Source organism: Burkholderia seminalis DSM 23518, from assembly GCF_902832885.1.
GTDB lineage: Bacteria > Pseudomonadota > Gammaproteobacteria > Burkholderiales > Burkholderiaceae > Burkholderia > Burkholderia seminalis.
The window spans coordinates 454,627-478,912 of the sequence record NZ_CADFDK010000006.1; the positions used below are offsets into that span (position 1 = coordinate 454,627).

General features: G+C 68.7%; 22 protein-coding genes. 10 read left to right on the forward strand and 12 right to left on the reverse strand.

Annotated elements, in window-relative coordinates; translation table 11 throughout:
• Positions 1-86 precede the first annotated feature (86 nt).
• A complete protein-coding gene (locus tag HWX00_RS21380) occupies positions 87-1,646 on the reverse strand; it encodes a methyl-accepting chemotaxis protein (RefSeq protein WP_034187984.1) in 1,560 nt (519 codons plus the stop codon).
• A 231-nt stretch (positions 1,647-1,877) separates the two neighbouring features.
• On the opposite strand from HWX00_RS21380, the gene HWX00_RS21385 reads away from it, so the two are divergent.
• On the forward strand, positions 1,878-3,392 hold the full coding sequence (locus HWX00_RS21385) for an MDR family MFS transporter (RefSeq protein WP_175027767.1): 1,515 nt from the start codon (positions 1,878-1,880) through the stop codon (positions 3,390-3,392).
• Positions 3,393-3,451: 59 nt separating this feature from the next.
• Here HWX00_RS21385 and HWX00_RS21390 read toward each other — a convergent pair whose 3' ends face one another.
• Entirely contained in the window at positions 3,452-4,450 is a 999-nt protein-coding gene (locus HWX00_RS21390; RefSeq protein ID WP_034187986.1) for a quinone oxidoreductase family protein, read from the reverse strand.
• 131 nt (positions 4,451-4,581) lie between these two features.
• Here HWX00_RS21390 and HWX00_RS21395 point away from each other — a divergent pair, with 131 nt between their 5' ends.
• The 6 genes from HWX00_RS21395 (at position 4,582) to queF (ending at position 10,734) form a co-directional block, all read left to right on the forward strand.
• Entirely contained in the window at positions 4,582-5,454 is an 873-nt protein-coding gene (locus HWX00_RS21395; protein WP_069704782.1) for a LysR family transcriptional regulator, read from the forward strand.
• A gap of 88 nt (positions 5,455-5,542) precedes the next feature.
• Positions 5,543-6,085 carry a GNAT family N-acetyltransferase gene (locus HWX00_RS21400; protein WP_034187988.1) on the forward strand — a complete coding sequence of 181 codons (543 nt, stop codon included), beginning with the start codon at positions 5,543-5,545 and terminating at the stop codon, positions 6,083-6,085.
• A gap of 27 nt (positions 6,086-6,112) precedes the next feature.
• Positions 6,113-6,961 carry a MerR family transcriptional regulator gene (locus HWX00_RS21405; RefSeq protein WP_034187989.1) on the forward strand — a complete coding sequence of 283 codons (849 nt, stop codon included), beginning with the start codon at positions 6,113-6,115 and terminating at the stop codon, positions 6,959-6,961.
• A gap of 123 nt (positions 6,962-7,084) precedes the next feature.
• Positions 7,085-8,065 carry a sulfonate ABC transporter substrate-binding protein gene (locus HWX00_RS21410; protein WP_034187990.1) on the forward strand — a complete coding sequence of 327 codons (981 nt, stop codon included), beginning with the start codon at positions 7,085-7,087 and terminating at the stop codon, positions 8,063-8,065.
• Between the two features lie 248 nt (positions 8,066-8,313).
• Positions 8,314-9,897: a threonine ammonia-lyase, biosynthetic gene (gene ilvA / locus HWX00_RS21415; protein WP_244131183.1), complete on the forward strand. Its 1,584-nt coding sequence runs from the start codon at positions 8,314-8,316 to the stop codon at positions 9,895-9,897.
• 12 nt (positions 9,898-9,909) lie between these two features.
• On the forward strand, positions 9,910-10,734 hold the full coding sequence (gene queF, locus HWX00_RS21420; RefSeq protein ID WP_049030108.1) for an NADPH-dependent 7-cyano-7-deazaguanine reductase QueF: 825 nt from the start codon (positions 9,910-9,912) through the stop codon (positions 10,732-10,734).
• Between the two features lie 87 nt (positions 10,735-10,821).
• Here queF and HWX00_RS21425 read toward each other — a convergent pair whose 3' ends face one another.
• From HWX00_RS21425 to HWX00_RS21435, 3 genes are all read right to left on the reverse strand, one after another.
• The gene (locus HWX00_RS21425; RefSeq protein ID WP_006751946.1) at positions 10,822-11,208 is read right to left on the reverse strand and encodes a RidA family protein; all 387 of its coding nucleotides are present in this window, start codon (positions 11,206-11,208) and stop codon (positions 10,822-10,824) included.
• A gap of 78 nt (positions 11,209-11,286) precedes the next feature.
• Positions 11,287-12,768 carry an N-acyl-D-amino-acid deacylase family protein gene (locus HWX00_RS21430; RefSeq protein WP_175029096.1) on the reverse strand — a complete coding sequence of 494 codons (1,482 nt, stop codon included), beginning with the start codon at positions 12,766-12,768 and terminating at the stop codon, positions 11,287-11,289.
• A gap of 2 nt (positions 12,769-12,770) precedes the next feature.
• Positions 12,771-13,709: a MurR/RpiR family transcriptional regulator gene (locus tag HWX00_RS21435; RefSeq protein WP_124610139.1), complete on the reverse strand. Its 939-nt coding sequence runs from the start codon at positions 13,707-13,709 to the stop codon at positions 12,771-12,773.
• A 119-nt stretch (positions 13,710-13,828) separates the two neighbouring features.
• Between HWX00_RS21435 and HWX00_RS21440 the strand changes: the two genes are divergently transcribed.
• Positions 13,829-15,109, forward strand: a complete 1,281-nt coding sequence (locus tag HWX00_RS21440) for an amino acid deaminase (protein ID WP_034189579.1) — start codon at positions 13,829-13,831, stop codon at positions 15,107-15,109.
• Between the two features lie 154 nt (positions 15,110-15,263).
• Entirely contained in the window at positions 15,264-15,845 is a 582-nt protein-coding gene (locus HWX00_RS21445) for a DJ-1/PfpI family protein (RefSeq protein ID WP_034189580.1), read from the forward strand.
• A gap of 68 nt (positions 15,846-15,913) precedes the next feature.
• Here HWX00_RS21445 and HWX00_RS21450 read toward each other — a convergent pair whose 3' ends face one another.
• Together HWX00_RS21450 and HWX00_RS21455 are read right to left on the reverse strand one after the other, a co-directional pair.
• Positions 15,914-16,360, reverse strand: a complete 447-nt coding sequence (locus tag HWX00_RS21450; RefSeq protein WP_049030230.1) for a MarR family winged helix-turn-helix transcriptional regulator — start codon at positions 16,358-16,360, stop codon at positions 15,914-15,916.
• A gap of 50 nt (positions 16,361-16,410) precedes the next feature.
• A complete protein-coding gene (locus tag HWX00_RS21455; protein WP_049030229.1) occupies positions 16,411-18,006 on the reverse strand; it encodes an MDR family MFS transporter in 1,596 nt (531 codons plus the stop codon).
• Positions 18,007-18,113: 107 nt separating this feature from the next.
• Here HWX00_RS21455 and HWX00_RS21460 point away from each other — a divergent pair, with 107 nt between their 5' ends.
• On the forward strand, positions 18,114-18,956 hold the full coding sequence (locus tag HWX00_RS21460; RefSeq protein WP_175029095.1) for an EcsC family protein: 843 nt from the start codon (positions 18,114-18,116) through the stop codon (positions 18,954-18,956).
• On the opposite strand, the gene HWX00_RS21465 is transcribed toward HWX00_RS21460, so the two are convergent.
• The 5 genes from HWX00_RS21465 to HWX00_RS21485 form a co-directional block, all read right to left on the reverse strand.
• Entirely contained in the window at positions 18,926-19,888 is a 963-nt protein-coding gene (locus tag HWX00_RS21465; protein ID WP_175029094.1) for an alpha/beta hydrolase, read from the reverse strand. The genes HWX00_RS21460 and HWX00_RS21465 overlap by 31 nt on opposite strands.
• An 89-nt stretch (positions 19,889-19,977) precedes the next feature.
• Positions 19,978-20,412 (reverse strand): CHRD domain-containing protein, encoded by a 435-nt coding sequence (locus HWX00_RS21470; protein WP_034189585.1) that lies wholly within the window; start codon positions 20,410-20,412, stop codon positions 19,978-19,980.
• Positions 20,413-20,729: 317 nt separating this feature from the next.
• Complete coding sequence (locus HWX00_RS21475) at positions 20,730-21,503, reverse strand: class II aldolase/adducin family protein (protein WP_059557112.1); 774 nt, start codon at positions 21,501-21,503, stop codon at positions 20,730-20,732.
• 162 nt (positions 21,504-21,665) lie between these two features.
• Positions 21,666-23,291, reverse strand: coding sequence for a phospholipase D family protein (locus HWX00_RS21480; RefSeq protein ID WP_175029093.1), 1,626 nt, complete (start codon positions 23,289-23,291; stop codon positions 21,666-21,668).
• 214 nt (positions 23,292-23,505) lie between these two features.
• Positions 23,506-24,222: a FadR/GntR family transcriptional regulator gene (locus tag HWX00_RS21485; RefSeq protein WP_124610134.1), complete on the reverse strand. Its 717-nt coding sequence runs from the start codon at positions 24,220-24,222 to the stop codon at positions 23,506-23,508.
• Between the last annotated feature and the right edge of the window lie 64 nt (positions 24,223-24,286).

Here is a 24,286-nt window from a genome sequence, read left to right on the forward strand (position 1 = left end):
TGCCCCTGTTTTAAAGGCACGCCAGAAAATCGCGGTTTATAAAAGAATAAAGCCCCGTTACCGGGGCTTCACTTCTCGACGGGCCCTCAAGCCACCCGGAACGCGCCCACCGCGCGACGCAACCCGTCGGCCTGCTCCTCGAGCGACGCCGCGGCGGCCGCAGCCTGCTCGACGAGCGCGGCGTTCTGCTGCGACACCTGATCCATCTGCGACACCGCGCGGTTCACCTGCTCGATCCCGTCGCGCTGCTCGCCCGATGCGGCCGCGATCTCCGTCATGATGCCCGTCACGCGCCCGATCGCCTGCTGGATGTCCTGCATCGTCGTGCCGGCCATGCCGACGAGCCGCGAGCCGGTCGCGACGCGTTCGACCGATTCGCCGATCAGCGTGCGGATTTCCTTCGCCGCGGACGCCGAGCGCTGCGCGAGCGTGCGCACCTCGCCCGCGACCACCGCAAAACCGCGGCCCTGCTCGCCGGCGCGCGCGGCTTCGACCGCCGCATTCAGCGCAAGAATGTTGGTCTGGAACGCGATGCCCTCGATCGTGCCGATGATGTCGGCAACCTTCTGCGAGCTCTGGTCGATCTCGTTCATCGTGCCGATCACCTCGCCCACCACGGTCGCGCCGCGCGTCGCGATCTCGCTCGCACTGTCCGCGCAGGCCTGCGCCTCGAGCGCGTGGTCGGCGTTCTGCTTCACGGTCGCCGTCAGCTGCTCCATGCTCGCGGCCGTCTCCTGCAGCGCCGATGCCTGCTCCTCGGTGCGCTGCGACAGGTCGGTGTTGCCGGCCGCGATCTGGTGCGTCGCCGTCGAGATCGCTTCGGAACCCTGGCTGACCTGGCGCACCGTATCCGCGAGGCTGCGCTGCATGCCCGTCACGCCCTTCACCAGCTCGGCCATTTCGTCGTGCGACGACCAGCGCACTTCCGACGTCAGGTCGCCCTCCGACAGGCGGCGGAAATGCGACAGCAGCCGGTTCACCGGCTGCGTGATCGCGAAATGCAGGCCGATCGCGCAGCCGAGACACGCGGCCAGGCCGAACGCGATGCCCGCGATCGCGCCCATGCGCATCCAGCCGTAATAGGTCTGCGCGGTGTCGTACACGTCCTTGCCGCGCGCGACCTGGTATGCGTCGAGCGCATCGGTCGCCTGCGTGAGCGCGACCGACAGCGGCGGCGCAACCGACATCAGCAGCCGGTCGGCCTCGTCGCGCCGGCCTTCGCGGATCGCATCGATCAGCGGCTTCAGTGCCTGCCCGATCAGCGCCTGGCGCGCGGCGTCGAGGCGGCTCGCAAGCGGGCCTTCGTCGCCGTCGTGCGGCATCGCCGCGTAGTTGCGCCAGGCCGCGTCGGCCTTCGCGAGATAGTTCTCGGCCTTCTTGACGAGATCCGGCACGTCCGGCGCTTCCGGATGCAGCAGCGCGCGATCGAGCGTCGTGCGCACGATCGTCAGGTTCAGGCTCGCCGCGGACAGCGCGGTCTTCGCAGCCAGTTGCTGCGTGTAGGCCTCGTCGAGCGCGCGGTTCGAGCTCTGCATGCCGGCGAGGCCGATCAGCCCCGAGACGACGAGCAGCAGGGCAACGAGGCCGAGCGTGGAGAAGATCCGCGTACGGATCGAGAAACGGGAAAACAGGGCGTTCAGGTTCATGACGGCACGTGAGCGGTGAAAAGTGCCGCGGCAATCGGTCCGCGGCACTCTGTATTACGGTTTGCCTGCAAGAAACTTGAGTCCGCCCCCGTTTCTCGTCTGATCCCGGTCAATTTTTCGTGCCGGCAATCTCCTGTTACGCCTGCAACATATCAAGGCTGGGCAGAAATTGACCAGGCAATCATCCATGGCTATATTTCGATTCAATTCCCTGCCATGGCAGACATATCGATGACAAGCGACACCCTCCTCACTCCTCCGGCCGTCGAAACGGCGCACCGGGACGCGCCGACCGGCCTGATCGTCGCCGCGCTGCTGCTGGTCATGCTGCTGTCCGCGCTCGACCAGACGATCGTGTCGACCGCGCTGCCGACGATCGTCGGCGAGCTCGGCGGGCTCGACCAGCTGTCGTGGGTCGTCACCGCGTACCTGCTGTCGTCCACCGTCGTGCTGCCGCTGTACGGCAAGCTCGGCGACCTGTACGGCCGCAAGATCGTGCTGCAGGCCGCGATCGTGCTGTTTCTCGCGGGCTCCGCGCTGTGCGGCGTCGCGCAGGACATGACGCAGCTGATCGTGCTGCGCGCGCTGCAAGGACTCGGCGGCGGCGGCCTGATGGTCGTCACGATGGCCGCGATCGGCGATCTGGTCCCGCCCGATCGCCGCGCGCGTTACCAGGGGATGTTCGGCGGCGTCTACGGCCTCGCGACGATCGTCGGCCCGCTGCTCGGCGGCTTCCTGGTCGAGCACCTGTCGTGGCGCTGGATCTTCACGATCAACCTGCCGCTCGGCTTGCTCGCGCTCGCGGTGATCGGCGTGGCGTTCCGGCCGCACACCGCGCACGTGAAGCACCGGATCGACTACATGGGCGCCGCGTTCCTCGCGACCGCCCTCACCTGCGTGATCCTGTTCACGAGCGAAGGCGGCTCGCTGCTGCCATGGACATCGCCGCAACTGTGGATGACGCTCGTGCTCGGCGTCGTCGCGATCGGCGGCTTCGTCTACGAAGAGCGCCTCGCGGCCGAGCCGATCATGCCGCTCGAACTGTTTCGCCATCGCACCTTCGTGCTGGTCAGCCTGATCGGCTTCGTGGTCGGTGTCGCGCTGTTCGGCTCGGTCACGTTCATCCCGCTCTACCTGCAGGTCGTGAAAGTCTCGACGCCGTCGCAGGCCGGCCTGCAGTTGCTGCCGATGATGGGCGGAATGCTCGTGACGTCGATCGTCAGCGGCCGGCTGATCTCGCGGCTCGGTTCGTACCGGATGTTCCCGATCGCGGGGACGCTGATCGGCGGCGTCGCGATGGCGCTGCTGGCGACGCTCACGCTCGACACGCCGCTGCACACGATGTATGCGTACATGGCGCTGCTCGGGATCGGGCTCGGCATGGTGATGCCCGTGCTCACGCTCGCCGTGCAGAACACGGTCGAATTCCGGCACATGGGCGTCGCGACGTCGGGCGCGACGCTGTTCCGCTCGATCGGCGGCTCGCTCGGTGTCGCCGCGTTCGGCGCGCTGTTCTCGCACGGGCTGCAGTCGCGGATGATGCACGCGCTGCCGGCCGGCACGGCGTTGCCGCCCGCGCTCGGCCCGGCCGCCGTGCACCAGTTGCCCGGCGCGGTGCGCGATGCGTATCTGCACGCGTTCGCCGGGTCGCTGCATGTCGTGTATCTGTCGGCTGCGACGGTGATCGCGATCGCATTCGTGCTCGCGTGGTTCGTCGAGGATGCGCCGCTGCGCAAGCACCACTGAGCGTTCGGCGAATCACGACGCGACCGGCGGGCCGCCTCGCGATCGGCGCGCGACCGCCGTCATGGCAGCAGCACAACACCGCCCGTCGTCGCGCGCGACTCCAGCAGCCGGTGCGCGTCGGCCGCCTGTTCGAGCGGCAGCCGCGCGCCGATCTCGACATGCATGCCGCCGGCCAGCCGGTCGAGCGTCGCGCGCGCGGCGTCCCGATATCCGTCGACGTCGCGCGCGATGAAGCCGAGCACGCTCGGCCGCGCGAGCGCGATCGAACGGGCCGGGCCCAGTTCGTCGAGATCGAACGTCTGCCGCGTGCCGATCGCGGCCACCTGCCCGATGCTCGCGACCATCCCGAACGGACGGACCGCGCCGAGCGTGCGCGTCAGCACGTCACCACCGATTCCGTCGATCGCGTAATCGACCCCCGCGCCACCGCCGAACGCACGCGCCGCCGCGACGAAATCCTCCTCGCGATAATCGACCACCGCGTCGGCGCCGTGCGTGCGCACGAGCGCGGCCTTCGCGGCCGACCCGACCGTGCCGATCACCCGCGCGCCGAGCGCGCGCGCCCACTGCGTCGCCAGCAGCCCGACGCCGCCGGCCGCCGCATGCACGAGCACCGTGTCGCCGGCGCCGACCTGGCGGACGCGATGCATCAGCATGTAGACGGTGATCCCCTTCAGCAGTCCGGCAGCGGCGGCTGCGTCGCTCAGGTTGTCGGGAATCGGCAGTACGCGGCCGGCCGGCATCGTGCGCAGGTTCGCATAGCTGCCGGTCGGCATCCCCGCGTACGCGACGCGCTGGCCGGGCACGAGATCGGTCACGCCCGGCCCGACCGCGTCGATCACACCGGCCGCTTCGACACCGAGGGCGTCCGGCAGCGCGGGCAATGCGTGCGCCCCCGTCCTGAAATAGATGTCGACGAAGTTCACGCCGATCGCGGTCTGGCGAATCCGCACTTCGCCGGCGCCGGGCGGCGCGACGGGCGCATCGACGCGGCGCAGTACGCCGGCGTCGCCGTAACGGTCGATCCCGATCCGGATGGCATGGGCAGTCTGGGTCATGACGTTCCTCGCTTTCGAATGATGTGATGCGATCATCCCATCGTGCATAATCGAGCGGAATTCACGTTAATCGCCCATTTACTGTGCAAAATTCGACCGATCCGGATTCCGCCCCGGTATCCGCGCTGCCGATGAGCTGGGACGACGTCCGCTACTTCCTCGCGGTGATGCGCGGCGGCAGCCTGTCGGCCGCCGCGCGGGCGCTGCAGGTCCAGCACTCGACGGTCGCGCGGCGCATCGACGCGCTGGAGTCGGCGCTCGGGATCCGGCTGTTCGACCGGCTGCCGCGCGGCTGGCCGCCGACCGACGAAGGGCTGCACCTCGCCGAACACGCCGCGCGCCTCGAAGCCGACGCACATGCGTTCGCGCGCGCCGCGCAAGGGGCCGCGGCGCTCGACGGTGTAGTGCGCGTGTCGGCGTCGCCCGTGTTCGCCAGCCATTTCCTCGCGCCGCGCCTGGCCCGGGCACAGCGTGCGTGGCCGGCACTGCGGATCGACCTGCTGGGCGAGATGCATGCGGCGAACCTGTATGCGCGCGAGGCCGATCTCGCGGTGCGGCTGTCGCGGCCGAGCGAGCCGGGACTCGCCGCGCGCCGGCTCGGCACGATGCGTTTCGCGCTGTGCGCGGCACCGGAATGGGCCGACGCGCCGCCCGACACCTGGCCGTTCGTCGGCTACGACGACGCGCTCGCGCAAACGCCGCAGCAGCAATGGCTCGAACGCTTCGCGGCCGGGCGCCGTTTCGCGTTCATCGCCAACGACCTCGCCGCGCAGCATCGCGCGTGCGCCGCCGGGGCCGGCGTCGCGCTGCTGCCGAGGTTTCTCGTCGACGATCCGGCCGCCCGCGTCGCTGCGCCGCTCGTCGAGCTGACCGACGCCCCGCGTTGCGACATCGAGCGCGAGATCTGGCTCGTCGTTCACCCGGACGTGCGCCGGTCGCCGCGCGTGCAGCGCGTCGCCGAAGCGATCGCCGATGCGGTTCACGCGGCGGACGGACGGCTGTAGACAGCCGACACCGTAATTTGCCCGACAGCTTTGCCAAGCCGCACGGCGAGCGGCATAGTAACGTTTTCATTTCTCCGCCGCCTCCGCCATGTCCACTGCTCCTGCCTGCGTCGTTCGCGACGCCGTCGACACCGACCTCGATGCGATCCACGCGATCTATGCGCACCACGTGCACCACAGCGTCGCGTCGTTCGAGGAAACGCCGCCCGACGTCGCCGAACTGCGCGCGCGTCGCGACGCGGTGCTGCGCCAAGGACTGCCGTATCTCGTCGCGGAATGCGACGGCCGCGTGGCCGGCTACGCGTATGCCACGCCGTACCGCACGCGCAGCGCGTACCGCTTCGCGATCGAGGATTCGATCTACATCGACGATGCGCAGCGCGGGCGCGGGATCGGCCGCGCGTTGCTCGCGGCGCTGATCGCGCGCTGCGAGCAAGGCCCGTGGCGGCAGATGATCGCGGTGATCGCCGACGGCGGCACCGGCGGCTCGACCTCGCTGCACCACGCATTCGGCTTCGAACCGGCCGGCGTGCTGAAAGCGGTCGGTTTCAAGCACGGCCGCTGGATCGACACGGCGCTGCTGCAACGGCCGCTCGGCGGCGGCGCGCACACGCTCCCCGCCTCGCCCTGACCCGCCGCGTCGCGCTAGAATGCCCGCATGTCAAAACAGACTCATTCCACGCCCGACGAGGCTGCGCCGGATTCCCGCAACGAGTACACGGTCGACGAACTCGCGCGCGTGTCCGACACCACCGTGCGCAACGTCCGCGCGTACCAGGATCGCGGCTTGCTCGCGCCGCCGGAGAAACGCGGGCGCGTCGGCATCTACGACGATACGCACGTCGCGCGCCTGAAGCTGATCAACCATTTGCTCGCGCGCGGCTACACGCTGTCGAACATCCAGGACCTGATCAAGGCGATCGACGAAGGCCACGACCTGCGCTCGATCCTCGGCCTCGAAAACGCGATCGGCGGCCGCTGGTCGCACGAGTTGCCGAAGACCTATTCGCTCGCCGCGCTCGCGCAGATGTTCGGCCCGCAGGCGACCACGCAGCTGTCGCGCGTGACCGAGCTCGGGCTGCTCGAACGGCGCGGCCTGTCGTTCGTCGCGAAGAGCCCCGCGCTGCTCGAGGCGGCGGCCGCGATGACGAAGGAAGGCATTCCGCCGCGCGAGCTGCTCGACGTGATCAGTCTCGCCCGGCCGCACTTCGACGCGATCGCGCGGCTGCTCGTCGATCTCGTCGTGAAGCGGCTCGACCGCTACGACGCCGGCACGCTGCCGCCCGCCACCGACGTGCCCGAACTCGTCGACGCGATCTGGCGCCTGCGCCCGCTCGCGGCCGTGTTCGTCGAAGGCGAGACGAACCGCGCGCTCGAAACCGCGGCGGGCGCGTATCTCGGCGGCCGCGTCGCGACGATCCTCGACAAGAAGCTCAGCGACGAAGCCGCGCGGCAGTCCGGCGCGCCGGATACATCCGATCCCGCACGCGACGGCGACAAAGCATAGGACCGCCGCCGTCATATTCATATCGGCAATGCTTCGTTTGCGGGCACGAACGCCCATGCGACGATTCTTCCAACCGAGCGGCACCAGCCGCTCCCCGAAGACGTTTCGCATGGAGTCCGTTCGATGATTCGTTTCACCCGCTGGATCACCCGCACCGCCGCCGTCACACTCGTCGCGCTTGCCGCGACGTCCAGCTTCGCCCAAGGCGCCGCCGACAAGGTCGTGCGCATCGGCTATCAGAAGGCCGGCCTGTTGTCGGTCGTCAAGGCGCAGGGCGCGCTCGAATCGCGCCTCAAGCCGCTCGGCTACGACGTTCAATGGTTCGAATTCCCGGCCGGCCCGCAACTGCTCGAGGCGCTGAATGCGAACAGCATCGATTTCGGCTACACCGGCGCGCCGCCGCCCGTGTTCGCGCAGGCGGCCGGCGTGCGCTTCGTGTACGTCGGCGCGGAGCCGCCGTCGCCGCACAACGAGGCGGTGTTCGTGAAGGCCGATTCGCCGATCCGTTCGCTCGGCGACCTGCGCGGCAAGAAGGTCGCGCTGCAGAAGGGTTCGAGCGCGAACTACCTGTTGCTCGAGGCGCTGAAGAAGGCCGGCGTGCGCTACGACGAAATTCGCCCGGTGTACCTGCCGCCGGCCGACGCGCGCGCCGCGTTCGAGAGCGGCAACGTCGATGCATGGGCAGTCTGGGATCCGTACTACGCGGCCGCGCAGAATTCGCTGAAGATTCGCACGCTGTCCGATTACACGGGTCTGACGCCGGCGAACAACTTCTACGAAGCGACGCGCGATTTCGCGCAACGGCATGCGGACGTGGTCGGCGCGATCCTGAAGCAGGTGCGCGAAACGGGCCTGTGGGTCAATGGGCATCCGTCGGAGACCGCCGCGCTGATCGCGCCGAAGGTCGGCCTGCCGTTGCCGCTCGTCGAGACGTGGATCAAGCGCGTGCCGTTCGGTGCGGTGCCGGTCGACGAGAAGATCGTCGCGGTCCAGCAAGGGGTGGCCGATGCGTTTTATGCGGCGAAGCTGATTCCGCAGAAGCTGAGCGTGGCAGAGAACGCGTGGACCGACAAAAGCGTGGCGAGCGCGCTGGCGGCGAAGTAACGCGCGCACCGCGGCGCGAAGTGTCGGCGATCGGCCCAGGCACCCATTCGCTCCGTACGGTTGACAACTGCCACTGCAATGGTTGATGCTTCAAGACATGAGCCACCGAACATTCGCCATCGCGCTGATTATTCGCACCATTCTTCGAATGGTGGGTTAGCGCGCATCCGGCTCAATGACGACAACCCGCCCCTGAGGCGGGTTTTTCATTTCCGCCCAGGGCATGTCAAACCCGCCCTCGAAAGGAAATGACCGTGTCTTTGTATCGCAGCTCGCCCGACGCCTGCGTCGCACCTGTCAAGCAGGCCCGACCACCGATCGACTACGTCAAGAAAATCCTCACGGCCCGTGTGTACGACGTCGCACGCGAGACCGAACTCCAGCCGGCCCGCAATCTGTCGGCCCGCTTGCACAACACCGTTTACCTGAAGCGCGAGGACAACCAGCCGGTGTTCTCGTTCAAGCTGCGCGGCGCGTACAACAAGATGGCGCACATTCCGGCGGACGCGCTCGCGCGCGGCGTGATTACGGCGTCGGCCGGCAACCACGCGCAGGGCGTCGCGTTCTCGGCGGCCCGGATGGGCATCAAGGCCGTGATCGTCGTGCCGGTCACGACCCCGCAGGTGAAGGTCGATGCCGTACGCGCGCACGGCGGCCCGAGCGTCGAGGTGATCCAGGCGGGCGAATCGTACAGCGATGCCTATGCGCACGCGGTCAAGGTGCAGCAGGAACGCGACCTCACGTTCGTCCACCCGTTCGACGATCCGTACGTGATCGCCGGCCAGGGCACCATCGCGATGGAGATCCTGCGCCAGCACCAGGGCCCGATCCACGCGATCTTCGTGCCGATCGGCGGCGGCGGGCTCGCGTCCGGCGTCGCCGCGTACGTGAAGGCCGTGCGCCCGGAGATCAAGGTCATCGGCGTGCAGGCCGAGGATTCGTGCGCGATGGCGCAGTCGCTGGACGCCGGCGAGCGCATCGAGCTCAGCGAGGTCGGCCTGTTCGCCGACGGCACCGCGGTGAAGCTCGTCGGCGAGGAAACCTTCCGGCTGTGCCGCGCATTCCTCGACGGCGTCGTGACGGTCAACACCGACGCGCTGTGCGCGGCGATCAAGGACGTGTTCCAGGACACGCGCAGCGTGCTCGAACCGTCCGGCGCGCTCGCGGTGGCCGGCGCGAAGCTGTACGCGGAACGCGAAGGCGTCGAGAACCAGACGCTCGTCGCGGTCACCTCCGGCGCGAACATGAACTTCGACCGGATGCGCTTCGTCGCCGAGCGCGCGGAGGTCGGCGAGGCGCGCGAAGCGGTGTTCGCGGTCACGATCCCCGAGGAGCGCGGCAGCTTCAAGCGCTTCTGTTCGCTCGTCGGCGACCGCAACGTCACCGAGTTCAACTACCGGATCGCCGATGCGCAATCCGCGCACATCTTCGTCGGCGTGCAGATCAAGCGCCGCGGCGAATCGGCGGAGATCGCCGCGAACTTCGAGTCGCACGGCTTCAAGAGCGTCGACCTGACGCACGACGAACTGTCGAAGGAACACATCCGCTACATGGTCGGCGGCCGCTCGCCGCTCGCACTCGACGAACGCCTGTTCCGCTTCGAATTCCCCGAGCGGCCGGGCGCGCTGATGAAGTTCCTGTCGTCGATGGCGCCGGACTGGAACATCAGCCTGTTCCACTACCGCAACCAGGGCGCGGACTACAGCTCGATCCTCGTCGGGCTGCAGGTGCCGCAGGCCGATCGCGCCGAATTCGAACGCTTCCTCGCGGCACTCGGCTATCCGTATGTCGAAGAGAGCGCCAACCCGGCTTACCGCCTCTTCCTGTCGTAAAGGCGTCACACGATGAACCCCGAACATTCCCCGCTCGGCAAGGCCACCGTCTACGCGGCGCAGTACGACGCGTCGCTGCTGTTCCCGATCCCGCGCGCCGGCGCGCGCGAGCAGCTCGGCATCACGTCGGCGCTGCCGTTCTTCGGCACCGACATCTGGAACGCGTACGAGCTGTCGTGGCTCAACGCGCGCGGCAAGCCGCAGGTCGCGGTCGCGACGTTCTACGTGCCGGCCGAATCGCCGAACATCGTCGAATCGAAGTCGTTCAAGCTGTATCTCGGCTCGTTCGCGCAGTCGAAATTCGACTCGATCGACGCGGTGCGCGACGTGCTGAAGCGCGACGTATCGGCCGCGTGCGGCGCGACCGTGTCGGTGCAGCTGGTGTCGGCGCACGATTTCGGCAAGCTCGAGATGGACGAGCTCGACGGGCTGTCGCTTGACCGCCTCGACCTCGACACCGACATCTACGAACCCGATCCGTCGCTGCTGTCGGCCGCCGAGGACGAAGCGCCGGTCGAGGAGACGCTCGTGTCCGACCTGCTGCGCTCGAACTGCCCGGTCACGGGCCAGCCCGACTGGGGCAGCGTGCAGATCCACTACGTCGGGCCGCAGATCGACCACGCGGGCCTGCTGCGCTACATCATCTCGTTCCGCAATCACACGGGCTTTCACGAGCAGTGCGTCGAGCGGATCTTCCTCGACATCATGCACGCGTGCAAACCGGTGAAGCTCGCGGTGTACGCGCGCTATACGCGGCGCGGCGGGCTCGACATCAACCCGTTCCGCACCAACTACAACCAGCCGATGCCGGACAACGCGCGCACGGCGCGGCAGTAACGAGGCACGCGGCGGCGGCCAGACGAAACAGCCCGGTCGGCTTCCGCCGACCGGGCTGTTTGCCGTGCGCGGAAAAGCGCAGCCGCGTTACTTCGCCGGCGCCTTGTACGCGATGCAGTCGACCTCGACCTTGCAGTCGATGACCATGCTCGACTGCACGCACGCGCGTGCCGGCGGATGCTCGCCGAAGTACGACACGAACACCTTGTTGAACGACGCGAAATCGCGCGCGTCGTCGAGCCACACGCCGCAGCGCACGACGTGCTCGAGGCCGTAGCCGGCTTCCTTCAGGATCGCGATCACGTTCTCGATCGTCTGCTTCGACTGCGTGACGATGCCGCCCTCGACGACCTCGCCGTTCACCATCGGCGTCTGGCCGGACACATACAGCCAGCCGTCGGCCTCGACCGCACGCGCGAACGGCATCACCTGGCCGCCGGTCCCCTTCGCTTCGCCCACGCCATATCGCTTCATCGTTTCACTCCTCACATCTCGGTTGCGGATGCGCGCGCCGGCTGCGGCACGCGCGGAAGATCGGAACGGCCGCCGCGCTCAGAACGCGGCGTCGGCACTCGCCGCCACGCGCTCGCCGCGCGCGACGAACCCGCCGGCGCGCTCGCCGGTCGGCTGGCCGTTTTCGTAAGTCAGCACGCCGTTCACCCACACGGCATCGATCCCGTGCGCGGGCTGCTGCGGCTTCTCGAACGTCGCGGCGTCGATCACGCGCGCCGGGTCGAACAGCACGAGATCGGCGTGGTAGCCGACATGCACCTCGCCGCGCTTCGCGATCCCGTAGCGGCGCGCGGACAGCGACGTCATCTTGCGGATCGCCTCCTCGAGCGGCAGCAGGTTCGTGTCGCGCACGTAATGGCCGAGCACGCGCGGGAACGCGCCCCACAGCCGCGGATGCGGCAGCGGATCGTTCGGCAGCCCGTCCGAGCCGACCATCGTCGCGGGGTGCGACAGGATCCGGCGCACGTCGTCCTCGGACATGTTGTGGTACACGGCGCCGGCCGGGCGGATGCGCTGCGCGGCTTCCTGCTCGGTCACGCCCCAGTCGGCCGCGATCGCCTTGAGCAGCTTGCCCGCGACTTCCGGGTGCGGCTCCGACCACGTGATCGTGATGTCGATATCGCCCGTCACCTGCTTCAGGTCGAGCGTCGACGAGCTGCGGCTGTACGGATAGCAGTCGCAGCCGACCGGCTGGTAGCGGCGCGCGCCCTCGAGCGATGCGAGCACTTCGGTGCTGCGCCCCCAGTTCGACGGGCCCGCGCACTTCAGGTGCGAGATTACGACCGGCACCTGCGCATGGCGGCCGACGCGATACGCCTCGTCCATCGCGTCGAGGATCGCGTCGAATTCGGTGCGCATGTGCGTCGTATACAGCGCGCCGGCCTTCGCGAGCGGCTCGGCGAGCGCCATCACTTCCTCGGCCGGCGCCGCGAACGCGGAACCGTACGCGAGGCCCGACGACAGGCCGAGCGCGCCGTTCGCGAGCGCCTCCTCGAGTTGCTCGCGCATCCCGGCGATCTCGCCGTCGGTCGCCGCGCGGTCGAGACGGTCCATCTGGTTGTTGCGCAGCGCCGTATGACCGACGAGCGCCGCGACGTTCACGGCCGGGCGCGCCTCGTTCACGGCCGCGACGTAGTCGGCGAAGGTCGGGTACCGGAACGCGCCGCGCTCGCCGAGCAGGTTCATCGGGTCGGGCGGATCGCCCGCGAGCGTCACGGGCGACGCGCTGATCCCGCAGTTGCCGACGATCACGGTCGTCACGCCCTGCGAGATCTTCGGGATCATCTCCGGCGCGCGGATCACGTGCGTGTCGTCGTGCGTGTGCACGTCGACGAAGCCCGGCGCGAGCGCGCGGCCGTTCGCCTCCACGACGTTCTCGGCCAGCCAGTTCGACAGGTTGCCGATCGCGGCGATCAGGCCGTTGCGGATCGCGACGTCGCGCGTGACGGGCGGCGCGCCGGTGCCGTCGTACAGTTGCGCGCCGACGATCAGCGTATCGGCGGCTTCGGGATGCGAATGCATGGTCAGTCTCCTACCGGTTGACGGTCTCCGCCGCCGCGGTGCGCATCGAGCGCGTGCTTGATGCGGCGCAGCGATTCCCGGCCCGCATCGCCGAGCCGCAATGCGACGCCGGTAACGAGCACGTCGATCGCCATCATCATCGCGTAGCGCGACGTCGAAGGCTTGTAGATGAAATCGGTTTCGAATGCGACGACCGGGATCAGGTGGTCGGCGAGCTTCGCGAGCGGCGACGCCGGCGCGGTGATCGCGATCAGCTTCGCGCCGTAGCGCTTCGCGAGCCGGCAGCTCTCGAGCAGCTCGGGCACGCGCCCGCTCACCGACAGCGCGACGACCACGGTGTCGCGCGACAGCGTCGCGGCCACCATTCGCTGCAGCACGCTGTCCTGGTAGCTCGCGACCGGCCGGCCGAAGCGCACGAGCCGGAAGCGCAGCTCGTCGGCGAGCGCGGTCGAGCCGCCGCCCTGCCCGTACACGTAGGTCATCTTCGCGCCGGCGAGCAGGTCGGCCGCCGCGTCGAACGACGTGTTGCGCAGCAGCTGGTGGTTGTGCGCGAGCGCCACGCGAATCTCGTCGTAGACCATCGACGCGGGGCTCGTGTCGTCGGCCGGCGCGTCGCCGGACGGCACCAGGAAGCGCTGGCCGACGGCCGCCGCCTGTGCGACGAGCACCTTCAGTTCGCGCACGTCGCGGCAGCCGACCGCCTTCGCGAAACGCGTGACCGTCGCGACGCTGACCTCCGCGTCGCGCGCGAGCGCGCCGATGCTCGCATGCGCGGCGCGCGCCAGATCGGCGAGGATGAACGCGGCGACCTTGCGCTCGGCTTCGCGCAGCTCGGGCGCGCATTCGGCGATCCGCGCGACGATGTCGAGGACCGGCGGGGCGGCCGGAGCCGGATGAGGCTCGGCCGCGAGCGGAGCGGACGGGGAGGCGGGCGTATTCATCTGCGGATAAGGGTGCGAAGCTCGATGTTACTAAATAACATCACCGCGCAGATGCTACTTTCTGTACCATCTGCGTGTCAACTTCAGTGCAATGCATAGTGATGATGGAGCGGGATGACATGAAAGTTACAAACTATCAGGAACCGACAATCAATCCGTTGGGCAAGGGTCTCGGCAACGTGCCGAGCGCGAGCGTGCCGCTCGACGACGCAGGCCGCCTCGAGTGGAACCTGCTCGCGGAAGATGTCAGCCTGCCGGCCGCCGTGCTTTACGAGGATCGCGTCGAACACAACCTGAACTGGATGCAGGCGTTCGTCCGGAAATACGGCGTCAAGTTCGCGCCGCACGGCAAGACGACGATGGCGCCGCAACTGTTCCGCCGCCAGCTCGACGCCGGCGCGTGGGGCATCACGCTCGCGACCGCGCACCAGACCCAGGCCGCGTATCACGGCGGCGTGCGGCGCGTGCTGCTCGCGAACCAGTTGGTCGGCCGCCAGAACATGACGATCATCGCCGGGCTGCTGTCGGATCCCGATTTCGAATTCTTCTGTCTCGTCGATTCCGCGGAAAGCGTCGACCAGCTCGGCCGCTTCTTCGGCGACGCGAAGAAACCGCTGAACGTGCTGATCGAGCTCGGCGTGCCGGGCGGCCGCGCGGGCGTGCGCGATGCCGCGCAGCGCGAGGCCGTGCTGGCCGCGATCGCGCGCTATCCGGACACGCTGAAGCTGGCCGGCATCGAACTCTATGAAGGCGTGCTGAAAGAGGAAGGCGAGATCCGCACGTTCCTGCAGGAAGCCGTCGCGCTCACGCGCGTGCTCGCCGAGGCAGGCCGCTTCGCGCGCACGCCGGCGATCCTGTCCGGCGCCGGCTCGGCGTGGTACGACGTGGTCGCGGAAGAATTCAGGAAGGCGTCGGATGCGGGCTTCGCGGAAGTCGTGCTGCGACCGGGCTGCTACCTGACGCACGACGTCGGCATCTACAAGAAGGCGCAGACCGACGTGTTCGCGCGCAACCCGATCGCGCGCTCGATGGGCGAGGGGCTGCTGCCGGCATTGCAACTGTGGGCGTACGTGCAGTCGGTGCCGGAGGCCGATCGGGCGATCGTCGCGCTCGGCAAGCGCGACGCGGCGTTCGACGCGGGCCTGCCCGAGCCGGCGCGCCACTTCCGTCCGGGCCGCGACACCGCGCCGCGCGACGTCGCGGCGACCGAAGGCTGGGCCGTGACCGGGATGATGGACCAGCACGCGTACCTGCAGATCCCGCCGGGCGCGGACGTGAAGGTCGGCGACATGGTCGCGTTCGACATCTCGCACCCGTGCCTGACGTTCGACAAGTGGCGCCAGGTGCTCGTGCTCGATCCGCAGTTCCGCGTGACGGAAGTCGTCGAAACCTTCTTCTGACGTCCATTGCGCGCACCGCCCCGCCGCTCGCGCGGGGCGGCCGTCACGCGCGCTTCAATCCGCCGGAGTACACTGCGCTTTCGTCCTCGGGGCCCTTCGCGACCGTCGCGCACGGCGCGAACGGGCCTTCAACGCTGCTTTACGGGAGAAAGCCATGGCCGCGAAGAAGATCCTGTTCCTGACCGGCGATTTCGCCGAAGACTACGAAACGATGGTGCCGTTCCAGGCACTGCAGGCCGTCGGCCACCATGTCGATGCCGTGTGTCCGGGCAAGCGCGCGGGCGACAAGATCAAGACCGCGATCCACGACTTCGAAGGCGACCAGACCTACACCGAGAAACCCGGCCACCAGTTCACGCTGAATGCCGCGTTCGACGACGTCGATGCGGCGCGCTACGACGCGCTCGCGATCGCGGGCGGCCGCGCGCCCGAATACCTGCGACTCGATCCGAAGGTGATTGCGCTCGTGCGCGCGTTCGCCGAAGCCGGCAAGCCGATCGCCGCGATCTGCCATGCGGCACAGTTGCTGGCGGCCGCCGACGTGATCCGCGGCAAGCGCATTTCGGCGTACCCGGCCTGCGCCCCCGAGGTGAAGCTCGCGGGCGGCGAATACGCGGATATTCCGGTCGACGCGGCCGTGACCGACGCGCCGTTCGTCACCGCGCCTGCGTGGCCCGCGCATCCGGCCTGGCTCGCGCAATTCCTCGCGCTGCTCGGCACGCGCATCGAGCTGTAAGCCCGAAGCGGATCGGGATGACATGAAGCGGCGGCCGGCGGCGCCGGCGTGTCGCCCTGCCCCGCGCGTCAGCGCGCGGCCGGCGTCGAGCCGACGTCCGCGATCCGCGCTTCCAGCATCGCGAGCGCACCCGACAGCGCATTGAGCACGTCGTCCGGCAACTGCGCCATCGTCTGTTCGATGAACGCCTTGCGGCGCGGCAGGCACGCGTCGAACGCCGCGCGGCCTTCGTCCGTCAGCGTCACGTTGGTCACGCGGTTGTCGCGCGCATCGGATTCGCGCTCGATCCAGCCGAGCGCATCGAGCGACTTCAACTGGCGCGTGAGCGCGCCCGGATCGATGCGCAGCACTTCGACGAGCTTCTTCTGCGACGAATGCCCGCCCATCGTGTGCAGCGCGACCATGATGCGCCAGCGCGGCATCGGCTGCCCGACGTGCGCTTCGAACGCGGTCATGAACGCGCGATACGTGCGTCCGAATTGCTGCAAGATCGCGACGCGGTCCTGTTCTTCCATGCGCTGATGTCGTTCCGGTAAATCGTTGAATCGTTGAATCGCCCGATCGGTCAATCGGCCGCGACGTGCGGCTCGATCTTGCGCCGCAACGCAATCGGCGGCACGCGGCGGCACTGCCACACCGACACCACGGCCACGACGGCCGCCATCGCGACGCCCAGGTGGATCGCGCCGACCAGCGATTCGCGGGCCGCTTCCAGCAGCAGCGCGCCATTATGCCCGGCGCGCGTGAGCGCCGCGACGAGACCGCCCTGTGCCGCGCGATCGATCAGGATCTGCGGATCGGCGAGCTGTGCATGCCACTGCATCGCGTGATCGGCCGACAGCGCGTCGCGCACGCCGCTCGAATACATCTGGTTGACGAGCGTGCCCGTCAGCGCGGTGCCGAGCATCCCGCCGACCATCCGCAGCGATTGCAGCAGCGCCGTCGCGATCCCGAGGTGCTCGCGTCCGGCTGCCTGCTGCGCGAATACGGTGAGGTTCGGCAGCACGAAACCGAGCCCGATGCCGCCCGCGACCATCAGCGCCATCAGCATCCAGGCCGGCGTCGTGTGCGTCGAGACGACGATGCCCGCGCACGCGATCGCGAACAGCACGAAGCCGACGTGCAGCATCGCGTTCGGATGGCGGATGCGCGTGACGACGCGTCCGTTCATGATGCTGCCGATCGTGATGAACACGACGAGCGGCGTGATCACGAGCCCGGCTTCCTTCGGCGACATCCCGAAGCCGCCCTGGAACAGCAGCGGCGCGTAGAACAGCAGCGAGAACATCGAGAAGCCGGCGAGGATCGCGAGCACGAACAGCGCGGACAGCGCGCGGTTGCCGAACATGTCGAACGGCAAAATGGGCTGTGCGCAGCGCTTCTCCCAGTGCCACAGGCCGACGCCGGCCGCGACCGCGACGACGAGCAGCAGCGACGCCCAGCTCGCGACGCCGTACTTCGGCAGCCATTCGACGAACAGCTGCAGCGCGCCGAGCGACAGCGCGATCAGCAGCGCGCCCGGCCAGTCGAGCCGCATCTTGCGATCGTGCACGACGTGGCGCAGGTGCGGCAGGTAGCGCCACACGAAGAACAGCGACAGCAGGCCGACCGGCAGGTTCACGTAGAACACCGAGCGCCAGCCGAACGACTGGGTCAGCACGCCGCCGAGCGACGGGCCGACCGCGTTCGCGATGCCGAACGCGGAGCTCATCAGCACCTGCCAGCGCAGCCGCACGACGGAATCGGGGAACAGGTCGGGGATGCACGCGAACGCGGTACCGACCAGCATCCCGCCGCCGATTCCCTGCAGGCCGCGCGCGAGCACGAGGTACAGCATGTCGTTGGCCATCCCGCACAGCACCGACGCGCCGGTGAACACGACGATCGACACGATCACGAACGGCTTGCGGCCGTAATAGTCGCCGAGCCGGCCGAAGATCGGCACGGTGATCACGGAACTGAGGAGATACGAGGTCGCGACCCACGCGTACAGGTCGAAGCCCCTGAGTTCGGCGACGATGGTCGGCAGCGCGGTGCCGACGACCGTCTGGTCGAGCGCGACCAGCATGGTGACGAACGAGATGCCGATCATCGCCAGCAGCGATTCGCGGAACGGCAGGACTTGCCCGCTCGAATGGTGGGCGGCAGTATGGACGGCCATTTTTTTGTTGATGCAACTTTTGACGAGTCAAACAATCTCAAAATTCTAGCATGCCGGAGTAATCTAGGCTGGCGACGGTTTGGGGCCTGTTCACGCCAAGGAGAGAAATGGAACCGATTTCAATCAACCCCGCGACGACGCTGTCGCCGGAGGATCGGGACGCGCTGGGGCGCGCGAAGCAGGTACTGGAAAGCCCGTCGCTGACGATGAAGCTGAGCGGGATGCTCGGCGCGCCGGTCGAGAAAATGATCGCGCGGCTGCCGGATTTCGCGACCGGCAAGATCAACGACGCGACGCAGCTCGCGCTGCGCAAGTGCCTGAACATCGCGCTGCGCACGCTCGGCAAGCCGCCGGCGCCGGACGCCGAGCCCGACAAGCCGAGCAACCTGCTGCACAAGCTCGCGGTCGCGACGACCGGTGCGGCGGGCGGCGCGTTCGGCTTTCTCGCGCTGCCGGTCGAGCTGCCGGTGACGACCACGCTGATCTTCCGCTCGGTATGCGACATCGCGCGCAGCGAAGGCGAGGACCTGACGTCGGTCGATACGCAGCTGCAATGCCTGGCCGTGCTCGGCATGGGCGGCAACCCGGACAAGCAGGAAGAGGACGCCGATCTCGGTTATTTCGTGCTGCGCGGCGCGCTTGCGCAAGCGATCTCGAAGGCGTCGTCGGACATCACGACGAAAGGCATCGCCGCGCACAGCTCGGCGGCCGTGTTCAAGCTCGTGCAGACGGTCGCGTCGCGCTTCTCGGTGCAGGTGACCGAGCAGATGGCCGCGAAGTCGATCCCGGCGATCGGCGCCGTGCTGGGGGCGACCGTCAATACGCTGTTCATCGACCACTTCCAGCAGATGGCGCACGGCCATTTCACCGTGCGCCGGCTCGAGCGCAAGTACGGCGCGGCGGCCGTCAAGGCCGCCTATCAGGCGATCGACGCCTCGCCGACGCGCTGAACCGCGCGTTCGACCGCGACGCGGCGCAGGAACGCGGCCGCCCGGTCGAGCGCGTCGCGCGCTTCCGGCATCATCGGCGCGTACAACTGCCACACGTGCGGCATGTCGGGCCACACCTCGATCTCCACCGCCACGCCGGCCGCCTTCGCCTGCTCGGCAACGCGGCGCGAATCGTCGAGCAGCACCTCGGTGCTGCCGACCTGGATATACAGCGGCGGCAGGCCCGTGAAATCCGCGTAGAGCGGCGATGCGTACGGATGCGTTGCCGGCGTGTCGCCGAGGTACAGCTTCGCGGCCTTCGGCAGCGCCGAGCCGGCAAACATCGGATCGGCGCCGTCGTTGGTGCGCAGCGTCGCGCCGGAGGCCGCGAGATCGGTCCACGGCGAGAACAGGATCGCGCCGGCCGGCAACGGTTCGCCGCGATCGCGCAGCGCGACGAGCGTCGCGAGCGCGAGGCCGCCGCCCGCCGAATCGCCGCCGAGCACGATCGACTCGGGCGGCGTGCCGAGCGCCAGCAGTTGCCGGTAGGCCGCGAGCGCATCGTCGAGCGCGGCCGGGAAACGGTTTTCGGGCGCGAGCCGGTAGTCGAGCGAGAACGAGCGCACACCCGCACGCTTCGTCAGGCCGAACACCAGCGGCCGGTGCGTTCTCGTCGAACAGAAGTAATAACCGCCGCCGTGGAAGTACAGCAGCGTGCGGCCGGGCCCGCGCCCCGCGCTCGCGTCGGTGCGCTCGAGCCACTCGCCACGCAGCGGCGCATCGCCCGCGCCATGGCACTGGCGCAGCCGGTAGCCCGACGGCGCGCGGCGCGGCACGATCATCCGCAGATCGGTAAAGCGCCGCGCACGCGCGGGGTCGAGCACCTCGCGCGTGGTCTCGGGACGAAACTGCCAGCGCAGCAGCCAGCAGGCGAGCTTGCTTTGCCAACTCATCGAATGCACTCCGTCATCGCAGTGTGACGATGGTACGTGCGAACGTTCCCGCCCCGCTCGACAGGTGCCTCTATATCAAACGCCGGCGCTCAGTTCGCCGGCATCACCTGGCCGCGGATCTCGCCGGCCGGGTGCTCCTTCGTATGGACGTTGAAGTACCACTTGCCGCCCATCAGGTCGGTAACCTGCGCGTCGGTGAGTTCCTTCGAACCCTTGATCGGGCTCGCCAGCTCGTCCTTCGGAATCGGCACCTGCACGCCCGCGTTCTGGCCGACCGGCGCGGGCCCGTGGAAATGCGCGGCGGTGGCCGGCCCCGTGAGGTGTTCGTAAGTGACCGTCCACTGCAGCGTATGGGTGGCCGTGTCGTACGTGGCGTCGACCTTGCCCGAACCCTTGGTCGCCGTGGGCGGGACTTCGCTCGACGGCTGGAGACTGGCGGACAGGCGCACCGTTTCGGCAGCGGCGCTGCCGGCGGCCAGCACGCCCGCGAGTAACGCGACCTGGAGCAAACGCAGCTTGAGCATGGACTCTCCTTGTACGACGTTGTACGCCGCCCGGACGGGGGCGCCAGATAGGATGGTAGTCGATCGCCGCCGTTGCGGGAGTCCGCCGAACGGCCAGGCAGCGAATCGTCGCGGCGCCGCGACCGGCAGCGTTGCGTCAGTCTGCGTCAACCTGGAACGGACCTTTGCAACCCGACGGCTGAATCCGCGCGCGGGCTTTCGCTACACTTCGTCTCACAGTTGCTTGTTTCCTTCGTCCGAAGGAGTCTGCGAGTATTCACGCGGCCACCCGGCCGCGTTTTTTTTGCATGCGCCGCCGGCAGCCGCGCCAGGTCGAGTCACGCGCGATAGCCGGGATCGATCCGATCGACGATACGCTGCAGCGCGTCGAACGCATCCTGCCCCGCGCCGTGCTTCGGATCGAAATTCAGCGAATCGCGCACGCACCCCTCGAGCACGGGCGGCGCGATCGGCAGCGCGCCGCCGATCGCATGCGTCGCGACCTGCACCTCGCACGCGCGGTTGAGCAGCCACATCAGCGAGAACGTCTGCGCGAGCGTCGCGCCGATCGTCACCGGTCCGTGGTTGCGCAACAGCAGCACGGGCCGCCCGCCCGCGCTCTCGACGATGCGCCGGCCCTCCTCCAGATGCACGGTGATGCCCTCGAAGTCGTGATACGCGATCTTCCCGTACAGCTGCGCCGAATAGAAATTGGAAAACGACAGCCCGTCGCGCGAGCAGCACACGGCCATCGTCGGCGTCGTGTGCACGTGCATCACGCAATGCGCATCGGGCAGCGCCGCATGGATCGCGCTGTGGAACGTGAAGCCGGCCGGATTGATCGGCCAGTCGGAATGCCCGATCACGTTGCCGTCGATGTCGATCTTCACGAGGTTCGATGCGCACACCTCGCGGTAATGGAGCCCGAACGGATTGATCAGGAAATGCCCGTCCTCGCCCGGCACGCGCAGCGAGATATGGTTGTAGATCAGCTCGGTCCAGCCGAGGTGGTCGAAGATGCGGTAAGCGGCCGCGAGCTGCACGCGCGCCTGCCATTCGGCTTCGGAGAAGCGGGCGGGACGCGTGAACGGCTGGTTCGGTACACGTTGCATGGAGGAACTCCGGTTGCGGGTGCGCGCGGCGCGCACGGCACGGGCCGTCCGCGGCATCGTCACGCACGCCCATATGGTTGCGCACACAACCATATCACCTTCCCCGCGCCCCGGTAACGCGGGTTTAGCCGGAGCGCTTCCGCCCCCTGTTTGCCGGGGCGCTCAAAGCTGATCGTCGACCGGCAGCAGGGTGAAGATGCCCGTCATCAGGTTGCGCATCAGCCCCGCGTGCGGATCGACGCGATAGGTCGCCGGCTGGCCGTCGTCGACGCCCGTCCATTCGAGTTCGGGCGACCCGTCGCCCGCCGGCGCGACGAGGCTCACGCGGTAGCTTTCGTCCGGCTGCGTCACGCGCGCGAAGATCGTCGCGACCTGCTCGGCGAGCGCCGGGCTGTGGATTACCAGCGCCAGTTCGGTATTCAGGTGCGCGGAACGCGGGTCGAGGTTCAACGAGCCGATCACGAGGATCTTCCGGTCGATCACGTACGCCTTCGCGTGCAGGCTGGCGCGCGAGCGCGACCCGAACAGGCGCGGGCGCTGGCGGCCCGGCTGCGCCTTGAACTCGTACAGCTCGACGCCGTGCCGCAGCAGCGGCACGCGGTACGGCGCGTAGCCGGCCTGCACGGCGACCGCGTCGGTCGCGGCGAGCGAATTCGTCAGGATCGCGACGCGCACGCCGCGCGCGGTCGTGTCGCCGAGAATCTTCACGCCCGCGTCGTGCGGCACGAAATAGGGCGAAAACGCGAGGAATTCCTGCTGCGCGCCGCGCGTCAGCTCGACGAGGCGCTGCATCGGCGGGCTGACGTACGCGTCGGTCGGCCGAGCGACCTTGTCGGGTGCATCGACCTTGAACTCGGCCGGCGCCCACACGAGCCCGAGCTCGTCGCGCGCGATCTGCTGCGCGAGCGGCGTCGCGTTCAGCGGCTTCGCGTTGTACGGCTCGGCGTTCTCGCGCCAGTGGCTGCGCAGCCCGTCGCGCATCGCGTCGAGTTCCTTCGGATCGAACGACTGGTGATTCAGCACGCGCAGCGGATAGCTGCTCGCGCTCGACCAGTACGTGTCGAAGCTCGCCGACACGTCGTTCGTCACCGGGCCGGCGGCGAGCACGTCGAGATCGCGGAACTGCAGCGTCGGGCTCGCGCTGAAGTATTCGTCGCCGAGATTGCGGCCGCCGACGATCGCGAGCTGGTTGTCCGCGATCATCGCCTTGTTGTGCATCCGGCGCGTGAAGCTGTCGATGCGCGTGAAGAAGTTGGTCGTGCGCTCGACCATCCCCTGCCGCGACGCGCCGAACGGGTTGAATACGCGGATCTCGATGTTCGGGTGCGTGTTCAGCGCGGCCATCACGCGGTCGATGTCGCGGAAGTTCAGGTCGTCGACCAGCATCCGCACGCGCACGCCGCGATCGGCCGCGTACAGCGCCGCGGCGAGCAGCAGCTTGCCCGTCGTGTCCTCGGTCGCGATGTAGTACTGCATGTCGAGCGTCTTCGTCGCCGCGCGGGCGAGCGCGATGCGCATCTGCAGCGCCTGCGCGCCATCGGCCAGCAGCCGGAAGCCCGACTGGCCGGGATGCGCGGCCTCGGGTGCCGCCAGCGCGTCGCGCAGCGGCGTCGCGGTGTCGGGCGGCAACGCATGCGAAACCGGGCGATCGAGGGTGGTGGCGGGTGGATGCGTCGCGCACGCGGCGACGAGCGACAGCAGTGCGCAGACGGCCAGCGCACGGGCCGGGCGGCATGCGGCACGCCATGACGGCGCGGCCGGCGCGCGCCGGATGAAGGACGTGAGCACGGGAGCTTCCTCGACTGGCGGAACGACGGTCCGCATTCGCCGCGGCGCGCGGCTGGCGCGCCGCTCCGGCCGATTCTAGTGGGCGGCCGACGACCCGGTCAATCGCGCGGGCGGCGCACGGCGGCCCGCGCGCGGCCGGCTGCCGGCGGGCGACGCCCGGACATGCCCAATCCGCCGGCTGGACGCGCCTCGAGCGGATGTGGTCCGACCAATCTCACCGCCCGTCGCCGCTGCGCTCGAAATGGCTGCGCACGTAGTCGATATGCGTCTGCATCGCGGTGCGCGCCTCTTCGGGCCGCTGCGCGCAGATCGCATCGCACACGACGCGGTGCTGTTGCAACAGCAGCTCGGACGCCTGCTCGTCCTCCATCGTCATGCCCGCCACGTTGATCGAGATGTGCTCGCGCAGCATCCCGATCACGCTCGTATGCAAGTGCAGGAACATCGTGTTGTGTGACGCGAGCGCGATCGCCTCGTGCAGCTTCGCGTCGGTCGCGGCCTCGACGGCCGCGTCGTCGTTCGCGTGCGCGGTTTCGAGTTCGCGCAGCAGCGCGCGGATCCGGCGCCGGTCGTTCGCATCGGCCCGCAGCGCGGCGAAATAAGCGGTCGCGCCTTCAAGTACGCGGCGGAATTCGAGGATGTCGTCGCGCAGCGCCGGATGATCGGCGACCAGCTGGCCCCATGGCGACGCGATGCCCGCGCGCAACTGGTCGGTCACGTAGACCCCCGCGCCGCGCCGGCTCTGCAGCAGCCCGCGCGCGACGAGCCGCTGGGTCGCCTCGCGCACGGTATTGCGCGCGACGCCGTACTGCTGCGCGAGCACGCGCTCGGCCGGCAGCCGCGCACCGGCCGGCCAGGTGCCGTCGAGCAGCGCCGTCTCGATCTTGCGCATCACCACTTCGGTCCGGCCCCGTGCCGTCATCGCTGCCATCGCCGCCTCTCCCCGCTCATTGCCTGTCACGCCGATTGGCCCAACCAATTTGAGCCGCGGCGCC

Excerpts from the sequence above, each read along its gene's own strand:
- HWX00_RS21380 (WP_034187984.1), bottom strand. The coding sequence starts at position 1,646 with ATGAACCTGAACGCCCTGTTTTCCCGTTTCTCGATCCGTACGCGGATC.
- HWX00_RS21385 (WP_175027767.1), top strand. The coding sequence starts at position 1,878 with ATGACAAGCGACACCCTCCTCACTCCTCCGGCCGTCGAAACGGCGCAC.
- HWX00_RS21390 (WP_034187986.1), bottom strand. The coding sequence starts at position 4,450 with ATGACCCAGACTGCCCATGCCATCCGGATCGGGATCGACCGTTACGGC.
- HWX00_RS21395 (WP_069704782.1), top strand. The coding sequence starts at position 4,582 with ATGAGCTGGGACGACGTCCGCTACTTCCTCGCGGTGATGCGCGGCGGC.
- HWX00_RS21400 (WP_034187988.1), top strand. The coding sequence starts at position 5,543 with ATGTCCACTGCTCCTGCCTGCGTCGTTCGCGACGCCGTCGACACCGAC.
- HWX00_RS21405 (WP_034187989.1), top strand. The coding sequence starts at position 6,113 with ATGTCAAAACAGACTCATTCCACGCCCGACGAGGCTGCGCCGGATTCC.
- HWX00_RS21410 (WP_034187990.1), top strand. The coding sequence starts at position 7,085 with ATGATTCGTTTCACCCGCTGGATCACCCGCACCGCCGCCGTCACACTC.
- ilvA (WP_244131183.1), top strand. The coding sequence starts at position 8,314 with ATGACCGTGTCTTTGTATCGCAGCTCGCCCGACGCCTGCGTCGCACCT.
- queF (WP_049030108.1), top strand. The coding sequence starts at position 9,910 with ATGAACCCCGAACATTCCCCGCTCGGCAAGGCCACCGTCTACGCGGCG.
- HWX00_RS21425 (WP_006751946.1), bottom strand. The coding sequence starts at position 11,208 with ATGAAGCGATATGGCGTGGGCGAAGCGAAGGGGACCGGCGGCCAGGTG.
- HWX00_RS21430 (WP_175029096.1), bottom strand. The coding sequence starts at position 12,768 with ATGCATTCGCATCCCGAAGCCGCCGATACGCTGATCGTCGGCGCGCAA.
- HWX00_RS21435 (WP_124610139.1), bottom strand. The coding sequence starts at position 13,709 with ATGAATACGCCCGCCTCCCCGTCCGCTCCGCTCGCGGCCGAGCCTCAT.
- HWX00_RS21440 (WP_034189579.1), top strand. The coding sequence starts at position 13,829 with ATGAAAGTTACAAACTATCAGGAACCGACAATCAATCCGTTGGGCAAG.
- HWX00_RS21445 (WP_034189580.1), top strand. The coding sequence starts at position 15,264 with ATGGCCGCGAAGAAGATCCTGTTCCTGACCGGCGATTTCGCCGAAGAC.
- HWX00_RS21450 (WP_049030230.1), bottom strand. The coding sequence starts at position 16,360 with ATGGAAGAACAGGACCGCGTCGCGATCTTGCAGCAATTCGGACGCACG.
- HWX00_RS21455 (WP_049030229.1), bottom strand. The coding sequence starts at position 18,006 with ATGGCCGTCCATACTGCCGCCCACCATTCGAGCGGGCAAGTCCTGCCG.
- HWX00_RS21460 (WP_175029095.1), top strand. The coding sequence starts at position 18,114 with ATGGAACCGATTTCAATCAACCCCGCGACGACGCTGTCGCCGGAGGAT.
- HWX00_RS21465 (WP_175029094.1), bottom strand. The coding sequence starts at position 19,888 with ATGAGTTGGCAAAGCAAGCTCGCCTGCTGGCTGCTGCGCTGGCAGTTT.
- HWX00_RS21470 (WP_034189585.1), bottom strand. The coding sequence starts at position 20,412 with ATGCTCAAGCTGCGTTTGCTCCAGGTCGCGTTACTCGCGGGCGTGCTG.
- HWX00_RS21475 (WP_059557112.1), bottom strand. The coding sequence starts at position 21,503 with ATGCAACGTGTACCGAACCAGCCGTTCACGCGTCCCGCCCGCTTCTCC.
- HWX00_RS21485 (WP_124610134.1), bottom strand. The coding sequence starts at position 24,222 with ATGGCAGCGATGACGGCACGGGGCCGGACCGAAGTGGTGATGCGCAAG.